Here is a 26,008-nt window from a genome sequence, read left to right as displayed (position 1 = left end):
GTTTCGAAAGTCCCGCCTGCCTGGCGACGCCTGGCACGCACGCTCGCCGCGTTGTCGGGATCACCCCGATACATCCAGTATCGGGGCGACCCTCCGCCTTGCGATCGCACGCACCAGACGCCGCCAGGCCCGCCCTTCGGGCGGACGGCGCTACTTTCGAAACACGCCCTAGGTGTATTGCCCTGTGAGCCCGGGGGCCGGGGCCGGAGGCAGGGGTGCAAAGGCGCTTCGCGCACTCGGTAACCTTGTGGGGAGGGCGCCCCGGTCTGCCCTGCCCCGCTCCGCCCGTCCCCGTGTACCAGGAAGGTGTCCACCACCGTGGAAACCGCAAGCGCCGCCGCCCGGACCGCCCCGGCCGCAGTGATCGTCGCCATCGACGGTCCCTCCGGCACAGGCAAGTCGAGCACCTCCAAGGCCGTCGCCGCCCAGCTCGGCCTGAGCTACCTGGACACCGGCGCGCAGTACCGGGCGATCACGTGGTGGATGCTGAACAACGGCATCGACGTGCAGAACCCGGCCGAGATCGCCATGGCCGCCGCCAAGCCGGTCATCGTCTCCGGCACGGACCCGTCCGCCCCGACGATCACCGTCGACGGCGAGGACGCCTCGGGCCCGATCCGTACCCAGGAGGTCACCTCCAAGGTCAGCGCCGTCAGCGCCGTGCCCGAGGTGCGCACCCTGATCACCGAGCTGCAGCGCTCGATCGCCGCGGAGGCCGAGCGGGGCATCGTCGTCGAAGGCCGTGACATCGGCACCACGGTGCTGCCCGACGCCGACATGAAGATCTTCCTGACCGCCTCCCCGGAGGCGCGCGCCGCCCGCCGCAGTGGTGAGGTCAAGGGCTCCGACCTCGCCGCCACCAGGGAAGCGCTGATCAGGCGGGACGCAGCCGACTCCGGCCGCAAGACCTCGCCGCTGGCCAAGGCCGACGACGCCGTCGAGGTGGACACCACCGACCTGACCCTCACGCAGGTCATCGAGTGCGTCGTCACCCTCGTCGGGGAGAAGCAGGTCGCGAAGTGACCGAAGCCACCGCCGCGCCGACGCCGCGCGGAGCGGCCGTCGGGCGCGGGATCGGCATCGGGCTCATGTACGGCCTGTTCAGACCCCGTGTGCTCGGAGCGTGGCGCGTCCCCACCGCGGGACCCGTCATACTCGCGGTGAACCATGCGCACAATCTGGACGGACCGATGCTGATGGGCACCGCGCCCCGGCCCGTCCACTTCCTGATCAAGAAGGAGGCGTTCGTCGGCCCCCTCGACCCGTTCCTGCGCGGAATCGGGCAGCTGAAGGTGGACCGTACGACCGTCGACCGCACCGCCATCACGCGGGCACTCGGCGTGCTGGACGACGGCGGGGTCCTCGGGATCTTCCCCGAGGGCACCAGGGGCGAAGGCGACTTCGCCTCCCTGCGCGCGGGGCTGGCGTACTTCGCGGTGCGCGGCGGGGCACCGATCGTCCCCGTCGCGGTCCTGGGAAGCACGGAGCGCCGTGGGCGGTTGATATCGGCACTGCCACCGCTGCGCAGCCGGGTCGACGTCGTCTTCGGTGACGCCTTCCAGGCCGGTGACGGCAGCGGGCGGCGGACCCGGAAGGCACTGGACGAGGCAACGCTGCGCATCCAGGCGGCGCTGACCGCGCACCTGGAGAACGCCAGGCGTCTGACCGGGCGCCCGGACAAGACGTGAGTAGTGGGCCGCGCCATCGTGGTCCATCGATGATGATGCAAAGAGGAACGGACTTCATGAACGACCAGATTCACTCCGACGGCTCGGACCACGAGCACGGAGCACTTGGCGATGCCGAGTACGCGGAGTTCATGGAGCTTGCCGCGCAGGAGGGATTCGATCCCGAGGAGGTCGAAGGCGCGATCGGTGAGGCTGGTCACGGACCGCTTCCCGTACTCGCCGTCGTCGGCCGCCCGAACGTCGGCAAGTCGACCCTGGTGAACCGGATCATCGGCCGCCGTGAGGCCGTCGTCCAGGACAAGCCCGGTGTCACCCGTGACCGCGTCACCTACGAGGCCGAGTGGGCGGGCCGCCGTTTCAAGGTCGTCGACACCGGTGGCTGGGAGCAGGACGTGCTGGGCCTCGACGCCTCCGTCGCCGCCCAGGCCGAGTACGCCATCGAGACGGCCGACGCGGTCGTCTTCGTGGTGGACGCCACCGTCGGTGCCACCGACACCGACGAGGCCGTCGTCAAGCTGCTGCGCCGAGCCGGCAAGCCCGTGGTCCTCTGCGCCAACAAGGTCGACGGGCAGAGCGGCGAGGCCGACGCCACCGCGCTCTGGTCGCTCGGCCTCGGCCAGCCGCACCCGGTCTCCTCCCTCCACGGCCGTGGCACCGGAGACATGCTGGACGCCGTCCTGGAGGCCCTGCCCGAGGCCCCGGCCCAGACCTTCGGCACCGCGCTGGGCGGCCCGCGCCGCATCGCGCTCATCGGCCGCCCGAACGTCGGCAAGTCCTCCCTGCTGAACAAGGTCGCCGGTGAGGACCGCGTGGTCGTCAACGCCCTGGCGGGCACCACCCGTGACCCGGTCGACGAGCTGATCCAGCTCGGCGGGACCACCTGGAAGTTCATCGACACGGCGGGCATCCGACGCAAGGTCCACCTCCAGGAAGGCGCGGACTACTACGCCTCGCTGCGTACCGCCGCCGCCGTCGAGAAGGCGGAGGTCGCCGTCATCCTGATCGACTCCAGCGAGTCCATCAGCGTGCAGGACCAGCGCATCATCACCATGGCGGTCGAGGCCGGCCGTGCCGTCGTGGTCGCCTTCAACAAGTGGGACACCCTCGACGAGGAGCGCCGCTACTACCTCGAGCGTGAGATCGAGACGGAGCTCGCCCAGATCGCCTGGGCCCCGCGCGTCAACGTCTCGGCCGTCACCGGCCGGCACATGGAGAAGCTGGTCCCGGCGATCGAGACGGCGATCGACGGCTGGGAGACCCGCATCCCCACCGGCAGGCTCAACGCCTTCCTCGGTGAGATCGTCGCCTCCCACCCGCATCCGGTACGGGGCGGCAAGCAGCCCCGTATCCTCTTCGGCACCCAGGCGGGCACCAAGCCGCCGCGGTTCGTCCTCTTCGCGTCCGGCTTCCTGGAGCACGGCTACCGCCGCTTCGTGGAGCGCCGTCTGCGCGAGGAGTTCGGCTTCGAGGGCACGCCGATCCACATCTCCGTCCGGGTGCGCGAGAAGCGCGGCCGCAAGAAGTGACGTAGGCGTACGGCGAAGCCCCGGACCACCCGGTGAGAAAAGCGGGTGGTCCGGGGCTTCGCCGTACGCCCTCAGGCGTCCGTGGACCCGGGCGGCAGCGCCGCGGGCCGGGCGCGGCCGGCGTGCCTGCCGATCCGCTGCCAGGAACCGGGGTTGCCGGCGCCGCCTCCGCTGTGGCCGCCCTGGGTGTTCGCCGCCGGACGGCCGCCCAGCGGTGCACGGTTGGCGAACATCCCGACGCCGAACGTTCTGAAGCCGAACTTCTCCTCACCGGTGCGGTCTCCGGGAAGCGCCCGGAACGATCGCCTGTACTCGGAGTACAGGGCGTCGTAGATCGGCGTGGGGGACTTGCCGCCCGAGGGGTCCTGCGACGGGCGCATGGCCGGGATCGGGGACTGCTGCTGGCGAGGGTCGTATGAGTGCACGTAGGTGCCAACGACCTCACCGCCCGTCGGATGCGGGCCGGGCGGAGAAAACGCTGCCCGGCGGGCAGGGAAGGGCGGCCGTACGGGCATGCTCAGGTCCCGGCGAGCGGCATCGTCGCGGCGACCAGAAGGCCGTTGACCGCTGCCTTGTCCAACGCGTCGCGCAGCAGGTCCTCGCGCGGCTGCTGGCCGATGGAACCGGCCGGCGCGGCGAAGACCAGCACGCTCTGCGCCTTGTTGGCCGCCGTCCGCCAGCCCTCGGTGACCTGGAGCGGCTGGTGGGCCTGCCACCAGGCGACCGGGCTGCCGCCGCCGGCGCCCGGCTGCAGCACCGCGTGCAGCTGGCCCATGGCGAGGAGGACCGACCAGCCGGTGAGGACACCGGGCAGCCGGTTCAGATGGGGCGTGGGCAGGAAACCCTGCTCCAGCAGGAGCTGGAGGAACTGGTCGCCCCCGCTGCCGTCCGTGCCGGGCCGGGTGATCGGTCCGGTCGGTTCGACGACCAGGGCCGGGCGGAGATCGTCCTCGATCAGGACGAGACCGCTGGTGATGCCGAGGACGGCCTGTTCGGGCATGAGGCCCTCCGGATTCTGTGGCTCGCTGCCGGTGATGGACCGCACGGCGCCCTGGAGCTGGTCCTCCGCGACCTGGACGACCTGCGAGGGGATGCAGGTCGCATGGGCGAAGGCGAGCACGGCGGTCTCGTCGCCCACGAACAGCACCGTGCTGGTGCGCTCCTGGTCGGAGTCTCCGGGGGTGCGGCATGAGGTGCAGTCGTAACTGCCTGGGGCACTGTCGCCGACGAGCAGCCGGTCGGCTTCGGCATCGCCGATCTCGGCGCGTACGTCCTCGCTGACGTCGAGCATGCGCGGCACGGGTGGCTCCTCGAACTCGGTGCGTGGGCCGGGCGGTTCCCGGCTCATGAAGAGACAACGGAAGACCCGGGGCAGGGGTCACGCGCGAATCGAGGAGATCCGGCGTCTCGTGCGACGCCGGACGCGGCCTGCCGATGAACCGGAGGATCGAACAGGTGATGCGGAGCCGAGCATTCCGCGCAAAAGCCCCTGATGTGCGCGCTGGAGTTCGAAACGTCACGGGTTTGTGCGACTCCTGTGCGAATGCTGTGGTGTCCTCTGACGCCGCGTAAGGTCCGTCGCAGACCAGTCGAACAGGGGACACGACTACGCAATGCACATTTCATTCCTACTTCATAACGCGTACGGCATCGGGGGAACGATCCGTACCACCTTCACGCTCGCCAGCACCCTGGCGGAGCAGCACGACGTCGAGATCGTCTCCGTCTTCCGGCACCGCGACGCCCCGAAGCTCGGGGCACCCGCCGGAGTGCGGATGAGCCACCTCGTCGATCTGCGCAAGTCGAGCCCGGGGTATGAGGGGACGGCCGCCGACGGGTCCGGGCCCGCGTCGGTCTTCCCGCGGGGCGACACCCGGCACCGGCAGTACAGCAGGCTCACCGACAGCCGTATCGCGGCGCATCTGGGCGCGCTGGAGGCCGATGTCGTCGTCGGCACGCGTCCTGGCCTCAACGTCCACATCAGCCGGCAGGCACGGCGTGGCCCGGTGCGCGTCGGTCAGGAGCACCTCACGCTGGAGAGTCACGGCTACCGGCTGCGCCGGGAGATAAGGCACCGGTACGCGCTGCTCGACGCGGTCACGACCGTCACCGAGGCCGATGCACGGGACTACCGCTCCGGACTGCGGCTTCCCGGCGTGCGGATCGAGGCCATTCCGAACAGTGTGCCCGAGCCCGTCGGCCCGCCCGCCGACGGCGACGCCAAGTGGATCGTGGCCGCGGGCCGGCTGCACCGGGTCAAGCGGTACGACGTACTCGTCAGGGCCTTCGCCCAGATCGCGGCCGTGCGCCCGGAGTGGCGGCTGCGGATCTACGGGGCCGGTGACGCGTCCGGCAACGAGCAGCAGTCCCTGCGCGGGCTCGTCGACGAACTAGGCCTCCGGGAGAGGGTGCGTCTCATGGGGTCGGTCGACCCCATGGAGGCGGAGTGGCCCAAGAACTCCATCGCGGCCGTCACCTCGGAGCGTGAGTCGTTCGGCATGACCATCGTGGAGGCGATGCGCTGCGGTGTGCCGGTCGTGGCGACCGACTGCCCCCACGGGCCCGCCGAGATCATCGACGACGGCACGGACGGGCGGCTGGTGCCCCTGGGGGACACCGGCGCCTTCTCCGAGGCCCTGCTCGGTCTGATCGACGACGACGCCCTGCGGCGCCGGATGGGCCGTGCCGCACGGGCCTCCGCCGCGCGGTTCGATCCCGCACCGATCGCGGAGCGGCACGAGAAACTCTTCACGGAGCTGGCCGCAGGCGGTGGCGGGAGGGTCTCCCAGGGTGTGCTGCGCAGCGGATTCCATCGCTCCAGGGGCAGCGTGCTGGACGGCGCGTACGCGCTGCGTGACAAGGCGGCGGGGGCGCTCCGCCGAGGGCGGCCCTGAGTCGGGGCGCCCGGGCCGGTGGTCCGGGCGCCGCACATCCCGGACCGTTGCATTCCGGATGGTGTGGGCGCCGGCGGCTCTTCGGCGGCGGTCCGGGAGTCGGCGGGCGGGGGAAGTAAGACGCGCATAAGGGCGAGTGAATTCAAGGTGGCCTGCCCGTATATTCTTCTTTCGAGGGCCCCGGGGAAAAGGGTGTACGCGCTCATCCGCCATCGGCAATTCCTTCGGGCGACCCCTCGAGGAGTATTTCGCGTATCGTGCACAATTCCGGTCACGCGCCGTCAGGCTCCTGTTCGGGTGAAGTGCCGCCGCGTAAACGCCTGTGGGGATCCTGTGACACAAGCGTGACCGGTGAGGCACATGGGGCTGCTCGGGGGCCGCCGACGTCACCGCTTCCGCCACGGCGCCGGGCCGCCTACGGTGAGAGGCATGGCACCTGTACCGACCCCTCCCGCCCAGCCGGACGACGCCCCCGAGTCATACGTCGGCCTCGATGCCGAGACCGCTGAACGGCAGGCCAGAGCGCGTGGCTGGAGCACGGTCCGGGCTCTTGCGCCGGGCACCGTCATCACCATGGAGTTCCGTGGCGGACGCATCAATTTCGAGGTGGACGCCGCGACCGTGACCCGCTGCTGGGTCGGCTGAACACCGGCCCCTACTGGCGAAGGCCCCGACCGGAGTCGGGGCCTTCGCCGTGCACGGGAACGAGGAGGTGTGCCTTCCCCGCGGGTCAGGGCGGTCGCATCAGGGAGCGACCGGACCGCCCGCCACCGGGCGGGACGGCCCCGCGCCGCTCCGCGGTGAGCGGTCGGCGTGCGGCGGCCGGCGGGAGGCGGCCGGATTCAGCGGCGTCCGTTCCGGACGCGCAGGGTGCGCCTGGTGCGCCCGGGCCCTGACAGCCGCACCCAAATGACCGCCCGCGGTTCCCGCCGTCTCGGGTGCAGGAGCCCTGCTCGCGGCCTCCTGGGCGCCCTCGGCGGGCGCTCCGCCGCCCAGCGTCTGCGGCAGCAGGACCGGTTCCGGCGCTACGGGAGCGGGCCGAACGGACCCTCGGAGCCCGTAACGGGTCAGCCACTGCTCGCGTACCGAGAGAATCAGGGCCTCGGCACGCGTGATCAGCGGCTCGAACCAGGGCAGTGCCAGCAGGATCAGCAGCCCGGCCGCCCAGCCCAGCAGGACGTCGCTGAGCCAGTGGGTGCCGATGTAGACGGTGGTGAGCCCCACGCCCAGGGAGACGAACGCGGAGAGCGCCGACAGATAGCGTCTGGCGCGCGGCGTGGTGGCCAGGTAGGCCAGGATTCCCCAGGTCACCACGGCATTGGCCGTGTGGCCCGAGGGAAATATATCGCCGCCGGCGAAGAGCTCCGCCGAGCCGATCTGGGTGGCGTAGTGCGGGCCCAGCCGCCCCAGGCCGAGCTTGACCGCGCCCACCGACAGATTGAGCAGCAGCAGGGACGCGCCCAGCGTGAGCAGCGGACGCAGCGTGTGCTGGCGCCAGGAGCGCCAGCCGAGCCAGGAGGCGACCATCACGGCCGTGGGGCCACGCTGGCCGAGCACGACGTAGTAGTCGAGGAAGGCGTGGAGTCCCGGCCACTGCTGGTAGGGCCGGAACAGCATGACCTTCCAGTCGAGGGCCACCAGCCAGGACGAGACCAGCACGGCGACGACGATGGCGAGATAGAACGCCAAAGTCCCGCCGAAGAGAGCGATGCGGTGACGGCTCATCCGCGGGGTCTCTATCTTCGGCGGTTCCGGCTCCCGGTCCAGACGGGCAAAGATGTCGGTACGCACACAATGGACGTTACAGCGAGTGAGCGTGGGATCCGGCCGATCGCGCGTCTTTGTGATGACGATGTGATGTGGACTTTGTCTCAGATCGGTATCCATTCACTGTCGGCCGGTGAATGGTTTGCAGCTCTCGACTATTCGTTCCGAGGGTTATTCGCAGAAATGTTTGAGCGTCGATGAAATGGCGCAGTGTGACTGTCCCGCGCGGCCGGGGGGCCATTCGGGGAAGTCGTCGGCCGATGGGCGGCGGTTCCGCGGCGGCATCGTCGTGGCGGTCCGGGCGTCACCCCGCGTGCGGAGGGTGAAGTGGTGTACGCCACACTCGGTGGCCGGTGAACGTATGAGCTGCGCCACGCGTGCCCACCTGGAACTCGCGTACGCTGACGGCTCACTCGCCCGTCGATGCCGGGCCCGGGGGACGCCGAGAGCCGGATCCCCAGCAGGTCTGCCGAGCGCGAGGGACTCATTGTGGGAGGTACGTACATGACTGGGACGTCCACGGCCGTGAGCAGGCTGCGCACGGCAGCCGACGGTGCCAACCGCTGGATGATCCTGGCCGTCCTCTGTCTCAGTCTGCTGCTCGTCGCGCTCGACGCGACCGTGCTGCACGTCGCCGTGCCCGCCGTCACCGAGGACCTGCGGCCCAGTGCCGTCGGCCTGCTGTGGATCGTGGACGCCTATCCGCTGGTCTGCGCCTCGCTGCTGATCCTCTTCGGCACGCTGGGCGACCGGATCGGCAGACGGCGCGTCCTCCTCTTCGGGTACGCGCTCTTCGGCGTCGCCTCCGCGCTCGCCGCGACGGCCGGCACACCCGGTGTGCTGATCGCCGCACGCGCCCTGCTCGGTGTGGGCGGCGCGATGATCATGCCGGCCACGCTGTCGATACTCCGCCAGGTCTTCCCCGACCGCCGCGAGCGGGCCATGGCCATCGGCGTATGGACCGCGGTCGCCGCGGTCGGCGCCGCGACCGGGCCCGTCATCGGCGGGTTCCTCGTCGAGCACTACTGGTGGGGCTCGGTCTTCCTGATCAACATCCCGCTCATGGCGCTGCTCCTCCCGGTGGGGCGCAGGCTGCTGCCCGAGTCCCGCGGCGAGCACGACGGCCCCTGGGACGTGCTCGGAGCGCTGATGGCCGCGGCCGGTGTGCTCGGCGTCGTCCTCGGGATCAAGCGGATCGGCGGCGGCGAGGGCCTGCTGAACCTCGCCACCCTCGCCCCGCTGCTCGCCGGGGCGGCAACGGTCGTCCTCTTCGTCCGGAGACAGAAGCGGCGTACACATCCGCTGATCGACATCGCGATGTTCTCCCGGCCGGCCTTCACCACCGCCGTCGGCTGCATCGTGCTCGCCATGCTGGCCCTGGTCGGCCTGGAACTGATCGCGGTCCAGTACCTCCAGCTGGTCCTGGACCTGAGTCCCCTGGAGACCGGCCTGCGGCTGCTGCCGCTCACCTTCGCCGCGATGGCGGCCGGCGCCACGGGTTCGTACACCTTGAGCCGCATCGGCCCCCGCCGGATGGTCGGCTGGGGCTTCGTGCTCACGGCGGCCTCGGTGCTCCTGCTGACCCTGATGGGCCTGCACGACCGGCCGGTGCTGCTGACCGTAGGTTTCGTGCTGCTGGGCTTCGGGCTGCAGTCCACGCTGTTCGGGGCGTACGAGTCCATGCTGAGCGAGGCCCCCGCCGAGCGGGCGGGCGGCGCGGCCGCGATCGGCGAGACCTCGTACCAGCTGGGTGCCGGGCTGGGGATCGCCCTGCTCGGCAGCGTCATGAACGCCGCCTACGCCCCAGGGCTCTCCCGGCTCCACGAGGAAGGCGTGCCCGCCGCCGCCGGATCGGCCGCCTCGCATTCGCTGGGTGAGGCCTACCAGGTGGCCGGCCGGCTGGGCGGCCCCCTGGGCGACCTCCTGCGGAACACGGCACGGCACGCCTTCGTCGACGGGCTTCATGTCACGCTGCTGGTCAGCGCCGGACTGCTGCTGCTGGGGGCGCTGGCGGCACTGCGTCTGCCGCGCGTCATGGACTGTCCTGCGGTGGAGAACGTCTGCCGGGAGCCGTCGGCCGCCGTACCGGAGCAGGCCACCGGGCCCGGCGTCCCCGGGTCGGAGCCCCGCCCGCTCCCGGCACCGGACGCCCCGGGGCGCCGGGTCCCCCGCCCCGCCAGGCGGGAACCCGCCGAGGCGGCGGGCTCTGGACGATCAGCACACTGAGCCGTAACGTCGGCCCGGCGTCGTAACTACCACTAGTTCCGGTGGCTCGGCGCGTTCCGTACCGTGCGAGCCGCCGGAGGCACTCATGTCCACCACCGAGTCCGTGCCGTCCGCGCCTTCGAAGGGCGGGCCGTTCGATCCGGGTGACCCCCTCGGCATCGACGACCTCCTCGGCCCCGAGGACCTCGCGATCCGCGACACGATGCGCGGCTGGGCCACCGACCGGGTCCTCCCGCACATCGCCGAGTGGTACGAGAACGGCGAACTCCCCGGCATCCGTGAGCTGGCCCGGGAGCTGGGTTCGCTCGGCGCACTGGGCATGTCCCTGGAGGGATACGGCTGCGCCGGGGCGAGCGCCGTCCAGTACGGCCTGGCCTGTCTGGAGCTGGAGGCCGCCGACTCCGGCATCCGCTCCCTGGTCTCCGTGCAGGGCTCACTCGCGATGTACGCCGTCCACCGATTCGGCTCCGAGGAGCAGAAGCAGCGGTGGCTCCCCGGCATGGCGGCCGGCGAGACGATCGGGTGCTTCGGCCTCACCGAACCGGACCACGGCTCGGACCCCGCCGGGATGCGGACGTACGCAGAGCGCGACGGCGAGGACTGGATCCTCACCGGCCGCAAGATGTGGATCACCAACGGGTCGGTCGCCGGCGTCGCCGTCGTATGGGCGCAGACCGAGCAGGCGGGCGGCGGCTCGGGGATCCGCGGCTTCCTCGTGCCGACGGACACCCCGGGTTTCTCCGCCCCCGAGATCAAGCACAAGTGGTCGCTGCGCGCATCGGTCACCAGCGAGCTGGTCCTGGACGGTGTGCGGCTGCCCGCCGACGCGGTCCTGCCGGGGGCCACCGGACTGCGCGGCCCGCTCAGCTGCCTCAGCCACGCCCGCTACGGAATCGTCTGGGGAGCCATGGGTGCCGCGCGGGCGAGCTTCGAGGCGGCTCTGGACTACGCGAAGACCCGCGAGCAGTTCGGCAGGCCCATCGGGGGATTCCAGCTGACCCAGGCCAAGCTCGCGGACATGGCCCTGGAACTCCACAAGGGCATCCTGCTCGCCCACCACCTGGGCCGGCGGATGGACGCGGGCGGGATCCGCCCCGAGCAGGTGAGCTTCGGAAAGCTCAACAACGTGCGGGAAGCCATCGAGATCTGCCGCACGGCGCGGACGATTCTCGGCGCCAACGGGATCTCGCTGGAATACCCCGTGATGCGGCACGCGACGAACCTGGAGTCGGTGCTCACCTACGAGGGCACCGTGGAGATGCACCAGCTGGTGCTGGGCAAGGCGCTCACCGGCCTGGATGCCTTCCGGTAGGATTTTCCGGCGAGCGCCTCGCTCAGCTCTGGTTGAAGAAGCCGTCGGCCGGCCGGCCGACGGCTTCGCCGTTGACCACCCGGGTGTGGGCCGGGGACAGAAGGAAGACCCGGGTCGCCACGCGGTCGATCGAGCCGTGCAGACCGAAGATCAGTCCCGCGGCGAAGTCCACGACGCGCTTGGCGTCGCCCGGGTCCATCGCGGTGAGGTTGACGATCACCGGGACGCCGTCCCGGAACAGCTCACCGATGGCGCGCGCGTCCCGGAAGCTGTCCGGGGTCACGGTGGCGATCCGGTGGCCCTTGTCCTCGGCCTTCTCGGAGGCGACCTGCACGCGGGGGTCGGTCACCCATGGCTGATTCGTGCCGGTCTCAGCATCCTCGGAGTACTCGTCGTCGTAGTACCGCTCGTCGTTGTCCTCCACGAGGCCCAGCCAGGCGCTTGCCTTGCGCACCGATCCCATGGACGCCTCCTCTCACCGCGGTTCGTTGGTGTTCCGTATCTCTTTCCTATCCCTATGGTCGTGCATGATGCGGATACAGCGCCAAGGGGATAGGTGCCGAGTAGGCGATTCGTGACGCTACTGGTGCAGAAGATGTGGCGATTCGTCAGGTTTTCTACCGCATAGGGGGGCTTGCGGAAGGAAAATATGACGCTCCCCTCCGTACGGGTGAGATGGGGGGCGTACGGGTGAACGGATCGCTCGATACGATGCACGCCGCGCGCCGATGCACGGGCGTGACTCGTCAGATGAACAGCTCCCGGGGGATCGTCGTGTTCGGAATCGTGAGGCCATGTACCCATCGCCTGTCCGAGGGACTCAAGACGGAGTGGATGGCTCATCTCTGCGGTCTCTGTCTCGCTCTGCGTGCGGACCACGGGCAGTTCGCCCGCGTCGTCACGAACTACGACGGCCTCATCGTCTCGGTCCTGACGGAGGCTCAGTCGGAGCGCTCCGCCGGTCTGCGGCGCACCGCGGGCCCCTGCCCGCTGCGCTCGATGCGGACGGCTCCGGTCGCCCGCGGGGAGGGGGCCCGGCTCGCCGCCGCCGTCTCGCTCGTGCTGGCCTCCGCGAAGGTGCGCGACCATGTGGCCGACCGTGACGGCCTGTTGAAGCGGCGCCCGGTGGCCGCCGCGGCACGCCGGGTCGCCGCGGGCTGGGACAGGGCAGGGGCGCGCACCGGAGCCGAGCTCGGCTTCGACACGGCGGTCCTGGTCGACGCCGTCGACCGACAGACCGGCATCGAGTCCCTCGCCGGCCCGGGCACCCCGCTCCTGACGGTCACCGAACCCACCGAGACGGCCACAGCCGCCGCCTTCGCACACACCGCCCTGCTGGCGGGCAAGCCGCAGAACGCCGTACCGCTCGCCGAGGCCGGGAGGCTCTTCGGGCGGCTCGCCCATCTGCTGGACGCGGTGGAGGACCGCGAAGCTGACGCCGCGTCGGGTGCCTGGAACCCCCTCACCGCGACCGGCACACCGCTCGCCGAAGCGCGCCGCCTGTGCGACGACGCGCTGCACGGTGTGCGCCTGGCGATGCGGGACGCGGAATTCACCGACGGAGCGCTCGCGCATGTGCTCCTGGTGCACGAGCTGCGGCGCTCCGTGGACCGAGCCTTCGGCTCCTCGTCCTGCTCGCACCAGCGGGACGGGCAGCCCTCGGGCGCCTTCGGCCCGCCGCCCGGCAGCCCGTACGCGCCGACGCCCGGCGGTCCGTACGGCCCTCCCGGGCCGCCACTCCCGCCCGAGCCGCCCCGCAACCGGCGTGGCCTCGTAGCCGGCTGCCTGGTCTGGGCCGGTCTCGCCTGCACCTGCCAGATGTGCTGTTCCAGCAGCTTCAACGGCCCGTGGAGCGGCGAGGAGCACGAAGGGCTCTGCCGCAACAACAGCTGCAGTGACTGGTGTGAGGGCTGCTGCGAGTGCTGCAGCTGCTGTGACAAATGCGGCAACTGCTGCGACGGCTGTGACTGCGGGTGCGACTGCTGACGAGGAGTCAGGCAGCCGCACCGGTCGGCCTCACGTGATCTCGGGAGGCGAGATCTGCGACGTCCGGATCGCCGACCTGGTGGTACCCCACTTCTTCAGGATCCTGTCGTAGGTCCCATCGGCATCGAGGCCGTTGACCGCGGCCTGGAAGGCCGGTGCCAACGGGGTGCCCTTGGCGAAGGCGAAGCCGACGTCGAGGCGTTTGTACTCGTTGAGGAAGCGCAGCCCCTCCTGCTGGGTCACGGCGTAGCGCAGGCCGTTGATCGTGGACATCAGGACGTCGCTGCGGCCCTGCCGGAGCGACGTCCAGACGGCGGCCTGGTCGGCGTACGTCTGGACCTCGTACGCCTTCCTGCCGGAGTCGGCGCACCGGTGCTCGTTCTCCTCCAGGGTCGCCTCGAAGGTGGTCCCGGCACCGGTGGCGACGGTCAGGCCGCAGAGTTGCGTGAGGTCGGTGATCTCCCTCAGGTCGCTGTCGTCTCGGACGGCGAAACCCTGCCCGTCGTTGATGTACGTCACGAAGTCGATCGTCTTCCGACGTTCCTCCGTCACCCCGAAATTGCCGGTCCCCACGTCGTACTTGCCGCTGTCGAGGGCGGGCAGGATCGCCTCGAAGGAGGCGACCTCCCGCGTCAGCTCCAGCCCGAGCGCCTTGGCCACCGCGTCCGCGAAGTCGATGTCGGCGCCCGCGAGCGTCTTGCCGTCCTCGCGGTAGAACGCGCCGGGAGGAGAGCCGACGCCGGCCGCGAGGGAGAGGGTGCCCGAGGCGCGCACCCTCGCGGGCAGCAGCTTCGCCGCCTCGTCGTTCTTCTTCACCGACGCGATCACGTCGGCCGTCGGGATCTTCCCCCTGACCGCGGACGCCCCGGCGGGCGCGGCCGCGGGGCCACCCGATCCGCAGGCGGTGAGCGAGAGGGCGGCCACGGTGATCAGCGCGAAGGCAGAGGTCTGCCGGGTTCGGGGCATGACGAGGGTTCTCCGGGTTCGTCGACCACGCTCCGTCACCTGGGCGGCACGGAGCGTCGGGGCGGGAGATCAGCTGTACGAGGGGAGGGTCTGGCGGTGTCGTGTACGCGAAGGAACGCGGGGAAATCCGCTCGAGCGCCGACCGGGGCGTGAGCGGGAGGAACGGAGACGCAGGGCGGTCAGCTCAACAGGAACAGGACCACACACGACCGAAGTCGATGTGGGAGCGGGTGACCAGCCATTGCTGCGCATGCATGGCCCAAGTGGAGCAGGCAACCGACGGTGCGTCAACCAGGTCGAGACGTACGGCTCACACTGTGGACAAGCTTGACAACGGCAGCGGGTGGCGCTTTTCTCGGAGGCGGACCGGCGCTGAGGGGCCCGGTCCACGTTGTGTTCCGCGCTGAAGGCACGCCCCGTGTTCGATCTCTGCATCCACGGAGCCTTCGTATGTCCGCGCAGACAGAAACCCATGCCCCGTCACTTCCCGCCTCGGGCACGTACACCGAGGGCAGGCACGCCGAAGATGACGCTCCACGCATCGTCCCCGTACGCCGAACCGGGCAGTGGGCGGCGGCCGTTGCCGTCCTTCTCCTCCTCGCAGGCGCACTGAGCTCCGTCGTCCGCAACGACGCCTTCCAGTGGGACGTCGTCGGCACGTACCTGACGACCGAGTCGGTGCTGCGGGGCCTCGGCCTCACCCTGTGGCTCACCGGCCTCGTCATGGTGCTCGGCTTCACCCTCGGCACCCTGCTGGCGGTGGCGAGGCTCTCCGGCAACCGGGTGCTCCAAGCTGTGAGCTGGGGCTACATCTGGCTCTTCAGGTCCACACCGATCCTCGTCCAGCTGCTGTTCTGGTTCAACATCGGCGCCCTCTACCCGACGGTCCTGGGCGTCGACACGGTCAACCTCCTCGGTCCCGTCGCCGTCGCGGTCATCGGCCTCACGCTCCACGAGGCCGCGTACGCCGCCGAAGTGGTGCGCGGCGGCATCCTCTCCGTCGAACGCGGACAGCTGGAGGCGGCCCAGTCGCTCGGCCTCCGGCCCTGGCGCCGGTTCCGGCGGATCGTGCTGCCGCAGGCCATGCGCTCCATCGTCCCGCCTGCGGGCAACATGCTGATCGGGACGCTGAAGGGCACCTCGATCGTCAGCATCATCGCCGTGCAGGACCTGCTGTACTCCGTGCAGCTCGTCTACCACCGCACCTACGAGGTCATTCCGCTGCTGCTGGTCGCCACCCTCTGGTACGTGGGCGTCACCTCGCTCCTGTCCATCGGGCAGTACTACGTCGAACGCCACTACGCCCGCGGCACGGCGGGCGCACGATGAGCGCCGCACCGGCGCTCGTCGTCATAGGCGCCGGGCCGCGCGGCACCGGCGTCATCGAGCGGATAGCCGCCAACGCCGCCGAGCTGTACGGGGACCGGCCCCTGGACATCCACCTCGTCGACCCGTACCCGCCGGGCGGCGGCCGGATCTGGCGACAGGACCAGTCCCCGCTGCTCCGCATGAACTCCAAGGCCGAGGACGTCACCATGTTCACCGACGACACGGTCGAGCTGGACGGCCCGGTGAGCCCGGGGCCGGCCCTGCACACCTGGGCCGAGGACGTCCGCGAAGGGCGGACCGCCATCGGCGCCGACCCCGCGGTCCTGGAGGAGATCCACGGCCTGCGGGCCCAGGGCTTCCCCAGCCGGCGACTGCAGAGCGCCTATCTGCGCTGGGTGTACGAGCAGGCCCTCGCCGCGCTCCCGCCCGGCATCACCGTCCACGAACACACGGGCGTCGCCCTCCGCGTCTCGGGCCCCCGCGACGGCCGGCAGCGCGTCGTGATCCAAGGGCGCGCCGATCCGCTCGTCGCCGACCTCGTGGTCCTGACCGTCGGCCATCTCGACGCCGAACCAGATGAAGAGCAAGCCGCACTGGGGGCTTTCGCCGCACGCCACGGCCTGGTCCACCTGCCGCCCGCCTTCACCGCAGACACCGACCTGACAGCTCTGCCGGCCGGCGCACCCGTCCTCGTGCGCGGCTTCGGTCTCGCGTTCATCGACCTGATGGTGCTGCTCACCGAAGGGCGCGGCGGGCGCCACGAGAACGGCCTCTACATCCCCTCCGGCCACGAGCCCGTCCTGTACGTCGGATCGCGACGAGGCGTCCCGTACCACTCCAAGATCGGCTACCCCTGGCACGGCGTACAACCGCCCCTGGCACGCTACTTCGGACCGGACCAGGTTGAGGAGATCCTGCACCGCCCCGGCCCTGTGGATTTCCGGCGCGATCTGTGGCCGCTGGTCACCAAGGAACTGGGCCACCTCCACTACCACCGGCTCTTCACCGCCCACCCGGGGCGCACAGCGGCGGACCGCCGCGACTTCGAGGAGAAGTACGCCGTCGCCGACCCGGGCAGCCCCGAACTCGCCGCCCTCATCGCCTCCGCCGTGCCCGACCCGGCCGACCGGCTCGACCTCGATGCCCTGGACCACCCCCTCGACGGGGTGCGCCACGCCTCGTACGAAGCGCTGCAGGACGGACTACGGGCCTACATCACTGCCGATCTCCACCGCCGGCACGACCCCCGGTACAGCCCCGACCTTGCCGTGTTCCTCGGACTGCTCTCCGTCTACGGCCGGCTGACCAGGGCAGGAGACATCGGCGAGCGGTGGCACAGCTTCTTCAGTCACCTCGCCTCCGGACCACCGGGCTTCCGACTGCGCGAGCTCCTCGCCCTCTCACAGGCCGGGATCGTCCGCTTCCTCGGCGCCGGCATGACCGTCGAGTCCGACGAGGAGAACGGCGTCTTCCGCGCCCGTGGTGCCACCGTCCCCGGCGCGTCCACCGAGGCCCGCGCCCTGGTCGAGGCCAGGCTGCCCGCCCCTTCGCCGCGCCGGACCCGCAGCACGCTGGTGAGGGGTCTGTACGAGGACGGCGCGGCCGGCACCGACACGGGGCTGCTCTCCGTCGACCCCGCCGACGGCCGGATCCGGGGCCGCGACGGCCGCCCCCACCCGCGCCGCTTCGCCCTCGGCCCCCACACCGCCGCACGGACCGGCGGCGCCTTCACCCGGCCCCGCACCGGCGGCCCGGCCTTCCGGCAGAACGACGCCACCGCCCGTACGGCGCTCACCTTCCTACGAGACCTCACGCCGGCATCGCGCCGAACGCCACTGACCGAGGAGGCCGTGCGATGAGCGCACCCACAGAAGAAGTCACCGGCTCCGACGCCATGGTCGAGATCCGCTCGGTGCACAAGAGCTTCGGCCCGCTCGACGTGCTCCGCGGCATCGACCTGTCCGTACGCACGGGAGAGGTGACCGTCGTCCTCGGCCCCTCGGGCTCGGGCAAATCCACCCTGCTGCGCGCCATCAACCACCTGGAGAAGGTCGACCAGGGCTGGATCAGCGTCGACGGCATCCTGGTCGGCTACCGCAGGTCCGGCGACAAGCTGTACGAACTGCGCGAGCGTGAGGTCCTGCGCCGGCGCACCCGGATCGGCTTCGTCTTCCAGAACTTCAACCTCTTCCCGCACCTCACCGTCCTCGAGAACGTCATCGAGGCCCCGGTCGCCGCCCTCGGCCGCCCCCGCAAGGCCGCCACCGCCGCAGCGGAGAGGCTTCTGGCCCGCGTCGGGCTCGCCGACAAGACCGGGGCCTACCCCGGGCAGCTCTCCGGAGGCCAGCAGCAGCGCGTCGCGATCGCCCGTGCCCTCGCCCTGGAACCGAAACTGCTGCTGTTCGACGAGCCGACGTCGGCGCTCGATCCGGAGCTCGTCGGCGAGGTCCTCGACGTCATCAAGGACCTGGCCCACGGTGGCACCACGATGATTGTCGTCACGCACGAGATCGGCTTCGCCCGCGAGGTCGCCGACACCGTCGTCTTCATGGACGAGGGACGGATCGTCGAGCAGGGCCCGCCCGCCGACGTACTCGACCGTCCGGCGCGTGAGCGCACCCGGGCCTTCCTCTCCAAAGTCCTCTGAGCCATGTCCCGCACACCCCCGAAACCGGCTTCGCAGCCGAGGAGAAGCCGGGGATCAGCACACCCGGCCTCCACACGACCGCGAACTGACCCCGAGAGGTCCCGCATGTCCGCCACCAGGCCGCTCCACCTGGCCGCCGAGATCGGCGGCCCACCGCGCTACGACGCCGGCTCCCACGTCGCGCTGACCCGCCTCGCCGAACGGGGCGCACTCGACTACGTCACCCTGGACGACTCCTTCGCCCGCCCCGGCCCCGACGCGCTCGCCGTGCTGGCCCGCGTCGCACCGGCCACCACCCGGATCGGCCTCGTGCCGACCGTCACCACCACCCACACCGAGCCCTTCCACATCTCGTCGGCCGTCGCCACCCTCGACTGGGTCAGCAAGGGCCGGGCAGGCTGGCACGCCGACGTGTCGACGACCGAGGCCGAGGCCCGGCTGTTCGGCCGGCGCCCTGCCACAGCCGCCACCGCACTGTGGCAGGAGGCCGGGGACGTCGCCGAGGCCGGGGCGCGGCTGTGGGACAGCTGGGAGGACGACGCGGAGATCCGGGACGTCGCCACCGGCCGCTTCGTCGACCGCGCCAAGCTGCATCACATCGACTTCGAGGGCAGCACCTTCTCGGTCCGGGGCCCGGCCATCGTGCCCCGGCCGCCACAGGGCCGGCCCGTCACCGTCTTCGACGGTACGAGCGGCCCCGCCCGGGGGCCCGCCGCGCGGCACGCCGACGTCGTGCACGTACGGGCCACCTCACCCGAGCAGGCGGCCTCGCTCCGCGAGGACCTGCGCCGTGGTGCCGCGGCCCACGGCCGGGACCCCGACAGCCTGCGGGTCCTGGCCGCACTCACGGTCGACCTCGGCGACGCCGAGACGACGTCCGAACCCGGACTCGGGAGCGGCCCGCAGCCCGGCGGGCGGGGGACCTACTTCCGGGGCGGCCCGGTGGACCTCGCCGAACACATCACCCGGTGGCACCGGGGTGGAGCCGTGGACGGATTCCACCTCACCCCCGTCTCCCCGGAGCGCGACCTGGAACGCATCGTCAACGCAACCGTGGCCCTGCTCCAGCACCGCAGCCTGTTCCGCACCTTCTACCCGGGCGGCACACTCCGCGAGCACCTGGGCCTGGGCCGGCCGGCCAACCCCCACACGCTCGCGAGGAACGCGGCGGCGACCTCATGAGGCATATGCACCTCGCCGCCCACTTCCCGGGCGTCAACAGCACCACCGTGTGGACCGATCCCCGGTCCCGGAGCCAGATCGACTTCAGTTCCTTCGAGCACCTGGCCAGGACCGCCGAGCGCGCGAAGTTCGACTTCTTCTTCCTCGCGGAAGGGCTGCGGCTGCGCGAGCACCACGGCCGCATCCATGACCTGGACGTGGTGGGCCGCCCCGAATCCCTCACCGTCCTCAACGCCCTGGCCGCCGTCACCGAGCGCCTCGGGCTCGCCGCCACGGTCAACGCCACCTTCAACGAGCCCTACGAACTCGCCCGCCGCCTCGCCACGCTCGACCACCTCAGCGCGGGACGCGCCGCATGGAACGTGGTGACCTCCTCCGACGCCTTCACCGGCGAGAACTTCCGCCGCGGCGGCTTCCTGGACCGGGCCGACCGGTACACCCGTGCCGCCGAATTCGTGTCCACCGCACGTGAGTTGTGGGACTCCTGGACACCGGAGGGCACCTCGCGGCCGTTCGCCCACCATGGGCAGCACTTCGACGTCTCCGGGGAGTTCACCGTCCCCCGCTCACCCCAGGGGCACCCCGTCGTCATCCAGGCCGGGGACTCCGACGAAGGCCGGGAATTCGCCGCGTCCGCGGCCGACGTCATCTTCACCCGGCACGGCACCCTGGAGGCCGGACGGGTCTTCTACGCCGACGTCAAGGCACGGCTGGCGAAGTACGGCAGGGACCCGGCCGACCTGAGAATCATGCCCGGAGTCACCGTCGTCGTCGGCGACACCGACGCGGAGGCCCAGCAGAAGGCCGCCGAGATACGCCGGCAACAGGTCACCCCGCAGAACGCCATCCGCGCCCTGGAGCAGGTCTGGGGCCGCGACCTCTCCTCGTACGATCCCGACGGCCCACTCCCCGGCATCGACCCGGACCCCGACTCGGACCTGGTCCAGGGAAGGGTGCGGGTCGCGGACCCGCTCGCCGTCGCCGCGAGATGGCGGGCACTGTCGAAGGCCAAGGGGCTCTCCATCCGCGGGACGGTCATCGAGTCCACGGCCCGGCAGTCCTTCATCGGCTCGCCGGAGACCGTCGCCGGCGGGCTGGAGGAGTTCGTCGCCACCGACGCGGCCGACGGTTTCGTCCTCGTACCGCATCTCACCCCGGGCGGCCTCGACGACTTCGCCGACCGGGTCGTCCCGCTCCTCCAGGAACGCGGGGCCTTCCGCTCGGAATACACCGGCTCCACGCTGAGGTCACACCTCGGCCTGGCCGAGCCGGTATGGAAGGGTTGACCGCATGAGCACGGACGCACAGCAGGACAGCGAGGAGTTCCACGCCTGGCAGCGCTGGCACGAGGGGCGCATCGTCGCCGTGGCCGCGCCGCACGGCCCACTCTCCCTCACGGGCACCCACTGGCTCGCCGACCATCCGGAGGGTCGAATTCCGGCCGTACCCGGGCTGTGGCGCGAGGAGGGTGACGAAGTGGTGCTCACGGCCGGGCCCGAAGAGGGACTGACCGTCGACACGAAGCCACTGGCCGGAGAGATCCGCCTCGGTGCCGACCGGGGCCCGATCGACACCTCACGGGTGGCGCAGGGACAGCGCCGGCTGGTGGTGCTGAGCCGCGAAGGCCTGTGGGCCGTACGGGACTTCGACCCGCAGTCCCCGGCCCGCCACGCCTTCCGCACCATCGACGCCACACCGTACGACCCCAGGTGGTCGCTGGACGGCACCTTCCGGCCGTACGACTCCGACCGGACCGTCCGGGTCGCGAACGCCGACGGGCGCGAGCGGGGACTGGGGCTCTCGGGTGAGATCGCCTTCACCCTGGAGGGCGCCGAGCACACCCTCCAGGTGGCGGTCGAGCCCGACGGGTCGCTGTGGGCGGTCTTCGCCGACGCCACCAGCGGAAACGGCAGCTACCGCTTCCGCTTCCTGCGGCCCCCGCCGCCCGACGGGGACGGCAGGGTACGGATCGACTTCAACCGCACCCTGCTGCCGCCCTGTGCCTTCGCCGACCACTTCATCTGCCCCTTCCCGCCACCGGGCAACACCCTCACGGTGGCCGTACCGGCGGGGGAGCGGAACCGTATCGACGGCTGACCCGTCCCACCCGGGACCCACAGACCAGGCGCATCGGCCCCACCAACCCCACCGGCCTCGCACCGGCCGGGGCCGGTGGGGCCACGGCCGAAAAGGCGCCCTTGCGCGCCACGTCGACGCGCCCCAATACTCCCGAGCAGCGCCCGTCAGGAGCACGACGCCTCCGGAAGCCGAACGCCTTCCCGGAAGCGCTGCCGCGCCCCACGACCGCGCCTCACGGGTCCGGCCACCCCACACGGCGGGCCCCCGATTCCCCTCGGGAGGAACGAGAAGTGAGGATCAAGCGCATCACCCCCCGCACAGGCAGTACGGCGAGACGTAGCCGGGTCACAGCCGTCACCGCAGGCCTCGTCGCGGTCGCAGCCCTCGCCGTCCCCGCCGCCAACGCCGACCAGGCCGGAACATACAGCGCCGCTCAGCTCAGCGCGGCCGGGGAAGCCGTGCTCGAAGCCGATGTCGCCGGCACCGCGTGGAACGTCGACCCGGCGACCGGGCGGCTCCTCGTCACCGCGGACAGCACCGTCTCACAGGCGGAGATCGACACGATCAAGGAGTCCGCCGGGGCGAACGCGGGCGCTCTGCGCATCGAACGCACGCCCGGCAGGATCAGCAAACTGATCTCCGGCGGCGACGCCGTCCACGCCTCCGGCTGGCGCTGTTCCCTGGGCTTCAACGTCCGCAGCGGCAGCACCTACTACTTCCTGACGGCCGGGCACTGCACCGACGGGGCCGGCACCTGGTGGGCCGACTCGGCCCGCGCGACGGTGCTCGGCACCACCACGGGCTCCAGCTTCCCGACCAACGACTACGGCATCGTCCGCTACACCAACAACTCGGTCACCAAGTCCGGCACCGTCGGCAGCCAGGACATCACCAGCGCGGCCAATGCCACCGTCGGCATGTCCGTCACCCGCAGGGGTTCCACCACCGGGATCCACAGCGGCTCCGTCACCGGCCTCAACGCCACGGTCAACTACGGCAGCGGGGACATCGTCTACGGCATGATCCGCACCAATGTGTGTGCCGAGCCCGGCGACTCCGGCGGCCCCCTGTACTCGGGCACCCGGGCGATCGGTCTCACCTCGGGCGGCAGCGGCAACTGCTCGTCCGGCGGGACGACCTTCTTCCAGCCGGTCACCGAAGCACTGAGCGCGTACGGAGTCAGCGTGTTCTGACCCTGTCGGGCACCGTCGCACTCCCGTGAGCCCCCGCCGAACCCCGGCGGGGGCTCCCGTTCGGCCCGCGGCTCTTGAGAGGATGTCAGGACGGTCGGTCGCAGAGGCACCACGGGGGGCGGACGCTGTGCCCGTCCGGAGGGACGCCCTCCGGAGCCCCCGCAGACACAGGGGGTTCCAGGTCCGTGAAACGCATCGGAGTGACCGGTCACCGTTCCATCCCCCAGGAGCTGCACGCCCATGTGCTGGAGGGGCTGAGGGCGGCGCTGTGCGGGCATGACGGCTCCTTGGAGGCGCTCTCCAGCCTGGCGGTCGGGGCCGACCAGCTCTTCGCCGACATCGCGCTGGCCCACGGCGCGGAGCTGACCGTGGTCATCCCCAGCGGGGACTACGAAGCCGGCTTCACCGACGAGGCCGAGCTGGAGCGCTATCGTGCGCTCAAGGCCCGGGCCGCCCGGGAGGTCCGGCTGGACTTCCCGCACGCCACCGACGAGGCCTACTACGCGGCGGGCGCCTACATCGCCGACCACTGCGACCGCCTGCTCGCGGTCTGGGACGGCAGGCCCGCGCGGGGTCTCGGCGGCACCGGCGACATCGTGACGTACGCCCGCAGCCTCGGGCGGCCGGTCACCGTCATCTGGCGCGAGGGCGTGGAGCGCGGCTGAGCCGGCGGAGTGGACTCACATCCGGTGCCGGACCAGCCAGTCGGTGTGCTCGGGTGAGACGATCCGCTCGGTCTCGAAGACGGCGGCGGCCCACTGCCGCTCGGTGAGGGTGGTCTCCATCGCGGCCTGCATGTTCTCCAGGTCCTCCTCGACCAGGGAGTGCGCGGTCACCAGAGGGTGGTGACGGCGCATCTCGTTCCAGGCGAGGCAGGCGGCAGCGGCCGCGGAGAACGTCCCCGTGAGGGCGAACGAGCCGGCGCCTCCGAAGGTCTGCAGCACGGCGAGGACCAGCGCCGGGAGCGTCAGCGCGGCGATCGTGCTCGACCAGACGAGCGCCCCGCGCCGCGACACGAGCCGACGCCTGCGGTACCAGCGGCGCTGCTCGATCAGCCGGTCCCGGATGTACGTCTCCTTGCGTACGGTGAACGCCTTGTCCCGTAACTCCCGCATGGACGCGGTGATGAGACCACCGCCCGAGTCGGCCATCTCCTCCCTCGGGTCGTCCCACCCGACCTTCCGCAGCTCCTGGAGTCCTTCCTCCAGCCGGTTGGCGAACACCGCTTCGGGGTGCTGGACGGCGGAGTCGAAGGGCGAACCGTGGACCGCGTAACGCCAGCAGTTGGACTTGATGAACTCCGCTGCGGAGCGGTTGAGTTGCCAGTGCGACTTTGCTTTGCGCCGGGAGCCGAGGTAGGTCGTGACCAGCACTCCGAGATACGCCAACACCGCGATGCCGTCCAGGAGTCGGATACCGGAACCGATCTCCGCGTGCCAGGGCAGGGCGGCCGGGACGGTGCCCACCACGAGCAGGACCAGCTGGCCGCGGGTGGTGTTGACCGTCTCACGCTGGCGGGCGATGGCGACGGCGTCGGTGTGGTGGAAGAGTGCGGGCAGATCAGCGCTCCTGAAGACCATGCTCCGCAGTGGTCCGGGAATCGCCATGTTCACCCCCGTGTGCAGTTGTGGTGCGCGTCATCGGTCCTGGATGCGGCCATGGCCTTCCGCGGTCGGCCCATGGGTGTGCCCCGGGGCTCGGAAGGGCGTACGAAGGCCTGCCGGGGCCATGAGAGTAGGTCGCGCCTCCGTGTACGGCAATGGCGCCTCCGAGGGGTGTTGGTGTCCTCCAGGGCCGAGAAGGCACTCTCGTGCGCTCGGGTGCCTCTGTGCAAGAGTCACGCTCAACGTCGTTGCGGGACAAGGGGGTTGGCTCTGCTGATGGGTGGGCCGCCCCTCGACCGGGGGGTGGGGGCAGGCATGGCAGACACACGTCCAGAAGGGGCTGATCCGGGCTTCCAGGTCCAGCGCAGGGTCCGCAGGAGCCGGTTGTTGTTCACCGCGCCCCTGGTCATGCTCGGTCTGTTGACGCTCGTCCTCGTCTGGGAGTCGATCCGGGGCAACATCGCGCCCGACGCACGGGATGACTGGCCCTGGCGTCTGCAACTGCTCGACATGGAAGCGCTCGGCAGCCTCCTGGCCGTCGCGGTCGGTGCCGTTCTCGCGCGCGCCCAGTACGCCCGCACCGTACGGCCCTATCTGGGGTGGCGAGGGTCGTGGACCAAGGGGCACCTCCGTGGGGACTCTCAGGCGTGGACCGTGGGCGTGCTGAACGGAGGCCAGCACATCGCGACCGTCGAGTCCTACGACTGCCGGGTGGTCCTGGCGGGAGGGGGCGGTGCCACGACTTCTCCGTGGACCGACATCTCCGTGGCGGTGACCGAGCTGACCGGAGCAGGGCTCGTGGTCGCCGAGGATTTCCAGCTCGTCGAACTCGGACCGGGATTTCCCCTGGTGGGTACCAGCAGCTACGAAACGGTGCTGGTGGGCGCCTTCTCCAAGAAGTTCGTCGAACGGGTCGACGCGCTCCACGTGCGCATGCGGGTGACCGATGTCGTGGGTGACAGCCACGAACGCACCGGTGACTGCATGAAGGGGGCCCGGGCGAACACGCACGCTCCGCTCGACTGACGCTCGCGTCGGCCGCCGAACGGGTGCATGACACCCAAATCGGGAGACGTCGTCCCGCCGTCCTGTGCCCTTGTTCCGTTCGCGCGGGGCGCTCCACGAGTGGTGGGGCGGCGAAGGATGTGCGGGGCAGGGGCCGCCCGGTTCGCGACCAGAACCATGAGGTGAGTGGAGACACCCCCGTGCCGGCCGGCCGGTGAGGGGTCCCCGCCGCGGCTGTTCTTCCGTCACCCGGGCGGGCCAATGGTCGCCGTCATTTCCGTCTCCATAATTCGTCGTAAACGCAAGATTTCCTCCCACGTCGGCGTTTGCGAAGGGCTGCGGGCAGAGTAAAGTCATGCCGCCGGACACTGTGCATATGCAGGACCGGTTGTGATTCGGTGTTCGGAAACAATCCATCAAGGACGGCCGTGAAGACCTACGCAACCCTCCCCCCCTTCGCCATCGCGAAGAAGAGCCGTGTGCCGCTTGCCAAGATCGACGCCTCTGGCGCCGATGCCTCCAGGAAGATCGGGCGGGTGCTCGCCACCTCCACGAGTCGTTCCACCCAGACCTCGACCTTCAGCTCAGCACTCTGAGTTGTGGG

24 protein-coding genes are annotated in these 26,008 nt (G+C 70.8%); 18 read left to right on the top strand and 6 right to left on the bottom strand.

What is annotated here, in order from left to right; all coding sequences use genetic code 11:
- Window positions 1–306: 306 nt before the first annotated feature.
- Genes cmk through der form a run of 3 tightly spaced genes read left to right on the top strand, consistent with a single transcriptional unit; the run spans window position 307 to window position 3,214 of the window.
- Window positions 307–1,023, top strand: coding sequence for a (d)CMP kinase (gene cmk, locus ACFYSH_RS25250; protein ID WP_359470781.1), 717 nt, complete (start codon window positions 307–309; stop codon window positions 1,021–1,023).
- Entirely contained in the window at window positions 1,020–1,688 is a 669-nt protein-coding gene (locus tag ACFYSH_RS25245; protein WP_359470784.1) for a lysophospholipid acyltransferase family protein, read from the top strand. The genes cmk and ACFYSH_RS25245 overlap by 4 nt, the downstream gene beginning before the upstream one ends.
- Window positions 1,689–1,744: 56 nt before the next feature.
- Entirely contained in the window at window positions 1,745–3,214 is a 1,470-nt protein-coding gene (der, locus tag ACFYSH_RS25240; RefSeq protein ID WP_359470787.1) for a ribosome biogenesis GTPase Der, read from the top strand.
- Between the two features lie 71 nt (window positions 3,215–3,285).
- Here the strand turns inward: der and ACFYSH_RS25235 are convergent, their stop codons facing one another.
- Window positions 3,286–3,594: a hypothetical protein gene (locus ACFYSH_RS25235; protein WP_359470790.1), complete on the bottom strand. Its 309-nt coding sequence runs from the start codon at window positions 3,592–3,594 to the stop codon at window positions 3,286–3,288.
- Window positions 3,595–3,731: 137 nt separating this feature from the next.
- Complete coding sequence (locus ACFYSH_RS25230) at window positions 3,732–4,514, bottom strand: hypothetical protein (RefSeq protein ID WP_388755478.1); 783 nt, start codon at window positions 4,512–4,514, stop codon at window positions 3,732–3,734.
- Between the two features lie 313 nt (window positions 4,515–4,827).
- Between ACFYSH_RS25230 and ACFYSH_RS25225 the strand changes: the two genes are divergently transcribed.
- Both ACFYSH_RS25225 and ACFYSH_RS25220 read left to right on the top strand, forming a co-directional pair.
- Window positions 4,828–6,108 carry a glycosyltransferase gene (locus ACFYSH_RS25225; RefSeq protein WP_359470793.1) on the top strand — a complete coding sequence of 427 codons (1,281 nt, stop codon included), beginning with the start codon at window positions 4,828–4,830 and terminating at the stop codon, window positions 6,106–6,108.
- 429 nt (window positions 6,109–6,537) lie between these two features.
- The gene (locus ACFYSH_RS25220) at window positions 6,538–6,753 is read left to right on the top strand and encodes an I78 family peptidase inhibitor (protein WP_359470796.1); all 216 of its coding nucleotides are present in this window, start codon (window positions 6,538–6,540) and stop codon (window positions 6,751–6,753) included.
- A 99-nt stretch (window positions 6,754–6,852) separates the two neighbouring features.
- On the opposite strand, the gene ACFYSH_RS25215 is transcribed toward ACFYSH_RS25220, so the two are convergent.
- Window positions 6,853–7,899, bottom strand: a complete 1,047-nt coding sequence (locus ACFYSH_RS25215; RefSeq protein ID WP_359470799.1) for a phosphatase PAP2 family protein — start codon at window positions 7,897–7,899, stop codon at window positions 6,853–6,855.
- Window positions 7,900–8,379: 480 nt separating this feature from the next.
- Here ACFYSH_RS25215 and ACFYSH_RS25210 point away from each other — a divergent pair, with 480 nt between their 5' ends.
- Together ACFYSH_RS25210 and ACFYSH_RS25205 are read left to right on the top strand one after the other, a co-directional pair.
- A complete protein-coding gene (locus tag ACFYSH_RS25210) occupies window positions 8,380–10,101 on the top strand; it encodes an MFS transporter (RefSeq protein WP_359470802.1) in 1,722 nt (573 codons plus the stop codon).
- A gap of 85 nt (window positions 10,102–10,186) precedes the next feature.
- The gene (locus ACFYSH_RS25205; protein ID WP_359470805.1) at window positions 10,187–11,413 is read left to right on the top strand and encodes an acyl-CoA dehydrogenase family protein; all 1,227 of its coding nucleotides are present in this window, start codon (window positions 10,187–10,189) and stop codon (window positions 11,411–11,413) included.
- A gap of 22 nt (window positions 11,414–11,435) precedes the next feature.
- Here the strand turns inward: ACFYSH_RS25205 and ACFYSH_RS25200 are convergent, their stop codons facing one another.
- Window positions 11,436–11,876: a cell division protein SepF gene (locus ACFYSH_RS25200; RefSeq protein WP_359470807.1), complete on the bottom strand. Its 441-nt coding sequence runs from the start codon at window positions 11,874–11,876 to the stop codon at window positions 11,436–11,438.
- Between the two features lie 287 nt (window positions 11,877–12,163).
- Here ACFYSH_RS25200 and ACFYSH_RS25195 point away from each other — a divergent pair, with 287 nt between their 5' ends.
- Window positions 12,164–13,399, top strand: coding sequence for a DUF5685 family protein (locus ACFYSH_RS25195; protein WP_388755447.1), 1,236 nt, complete (start codon window positions 12,164–12,166; stop codon window positions 13,397–13,399).
- Window positions 13,400–13,429: 30 nt separating this feature from the next.
- Here ACFYSH_RS25195 and ACFYSH_RS25190 read toward each other — a convergent pair whose 3' ends face one another.
- Window positions 13,430–14,365, bottom strand: coding sequence for an ABC transporter substrate-binding protein (locus ACFYSH_RS25190; RefSeq protein ID WP_388755444.1), 936 nt, complete (start codon window positions 14,363–14,365; stop codon window positions 13,430–13,432).
- Between the two features lie 450 nt (window positions 14,366–14,815).
- Here ACFYSH_RS25190 and ACFYSH_RS25185 point away from each other — a divergent pair, with 450 nt between their 5' ends.
- The 8 genes from ACFYSH_RS25185 (at window position 14,816) to ACFYSH_RS25150 (ending at window position 23,460) form a co-directional block, all read left to right on the top strand.
- Window positions 14,816–15,694 carry an amino acid ABC transporter permease gene (locus tag ACFYSH_RS25185; protein WP_388755441.1) on the top strand — a complete coding sequence of 293 codons (879 nt, stop codon included), beginning with the start codon at window positions 14,816–14,818 and terminating at the stop codon, window positions 15,692–15,694.
- On the top strand, window positions 15,691–17,553 hold the full coding sequence (locus ACFYSH_RS25180; protein WP_388755438.1) for an FAD/NAD(P)-binding protein: 1,863 nt from the start codon (window positions 15,691–15,693) through the stop codon (window positions 17,551–17,553). Before ACFYSH_RS25185 ends, ACFYSH_RS25180 begins: the two co-directional genes overlap by 4 nt.
- A 35-nt stretch (window positions 17,554–17,588) precedes the next feature.
- Window positions 17,589–18,341 carry an amino acid ABC transporter ATP-binding protein gene (locus tag ACFYSH_RS25175; RefSeq protein ID WP_359471067.1) on the top strand — a complete coding sequence of 251 codons (753 nt, stop codon included), beginning with the start codon at window positions 17,589–17,591 and terminating at the stop codon, window positions 18,339–18,341.
- A 105-nt stretch (window positions 18,342–18,446) separates the two neighbouring features.
- A complete protein-coding gene (locus tag ACFYSH_RS25170; protein WP_359470821.1) occupies window positions 18,447–19,523 on the top strand; it encodes an LLM class flavin-dependent oxidoreductase in 1,077 nt (358 codons plus the stop codon).
- Window positions 19,520–20,809 carry an NtaA/DmoA family FMN-dependent monooxygenase gene (locus tag ACFYSH_RS25165; protein WP_388755435.1) on the top strand — a complete coding sequence of 430 codons (1,290 nt, stop codon included), beginning with the start codon at window positions 19,520–19,522 and terminating at the stop codon, window positions 20,807–20,809. Before ACFYSH_RS25170 ends, ACFYSH_RS25165 begins: the two co-directional genes overlap by 4 nt.
- Before the next feature lie 4 nt (window positions 20,810–20,813).
- Window positions 20,814–21,620 (top strand): DUF1684 domain-containing protein, encoded by an 807-nt coding sequence (locus ACFYSH_RS25160; protein WP_359470823.1) that lies wholly within the window; start codon window positions 20,814–20,816, stop codon window positions 21,618–21,620.
- Between the two features lie 272 nt (window positions 21,621–21,892).
- Window positions 21,893–22,795: a S1 family peptidase gene (locus ACFYSH_RS25155; protein ID WP_359470826.1), complete on the top strand. Its 903-nt coding sequence runs from the start codon at window positions 21,893–21,895 to the stop codon at window positions 22,793–22,795.
- 185 nt (window positions 22,796–22,980) lie between these two features.
- The gene (locus tag ACFYSH_RS25150) at window positions 22,981–23,460 is read left to right on the top strand and encodes a hypothetical protein (RefSeq protein ID WP_388755432.1); all 480 of its coding nucleotides are present in this window, start codon (window positions 22,981–22,983) and stop codon (window positions 23,458–23,460) included.
- A 15-nt stretch (window positions 23,461–23,475) separates the two neighbouring features.
- Here ACFYSH_RS25150 and ACFYSH_RS25145 read toward each other — a convergent pair whose 3' ends face one another.
- A complete protein-coding gene (locus ACFYSH_RS25145; RefSeq protein ID WP_388755430.1) occupies window positions 23,476–24,375 on the bottom strand; it encodes a DUF4231 domain-containing protein in 900 nt (299 codons plus the stop codon).
- A 339-nt stretch (window positions 24,376–24,714) separates the two neighbouring features.
- Between ACFYSH_RS25145 and ACFYSH_RS25140 the strand changes: the two genes are divergently transcribed.
- Both ACFYSH_RS25140 and fxsA read left to right on the top strand, forming a co-directional pair.
- The gene (locus ACFYSH_RS25140) at window positions 24,715–25,425 is read left to right on the top strand and encodes a hypothetical protein (protein WP_359470833.1); all 711 of its coding nucleotides are present in this window, start codon (window positions 24,715–24,717) and stop codon (window positions 25,423–25,425) included.
- Between the two features lie 407 nt (window positions 25,426–25,832).
- Window positions 25,833–26,000: an FxSxx-COOH cyclophane-containing RiPP peptide gene (gene fxsA / locus ACFYSH_RS25135; RefSeq protein WP_359470836.1), complete on the top strand. Its 168-nt coding sequence runs from the start codon at window positions 25,833–25,835 to the stop codon at window positions 25,998–26,000.
- Window positions 26,001–26,008: the final 8 nt, after the last annotated feature.

This window comes from Streptomyces sp. NPDC005791 (assembly GCF_042871485.1).
In the GTDB taxonomy this organism is placed as follows: domain Bacteria; phylum Actinomycetota; class Actinomycetes; order Streptomycetales; family Streptomycetaceae; genus Streptomyces.
This window is presented reverse-complemented; position numbering and strand designations above follow the sequence as displayed.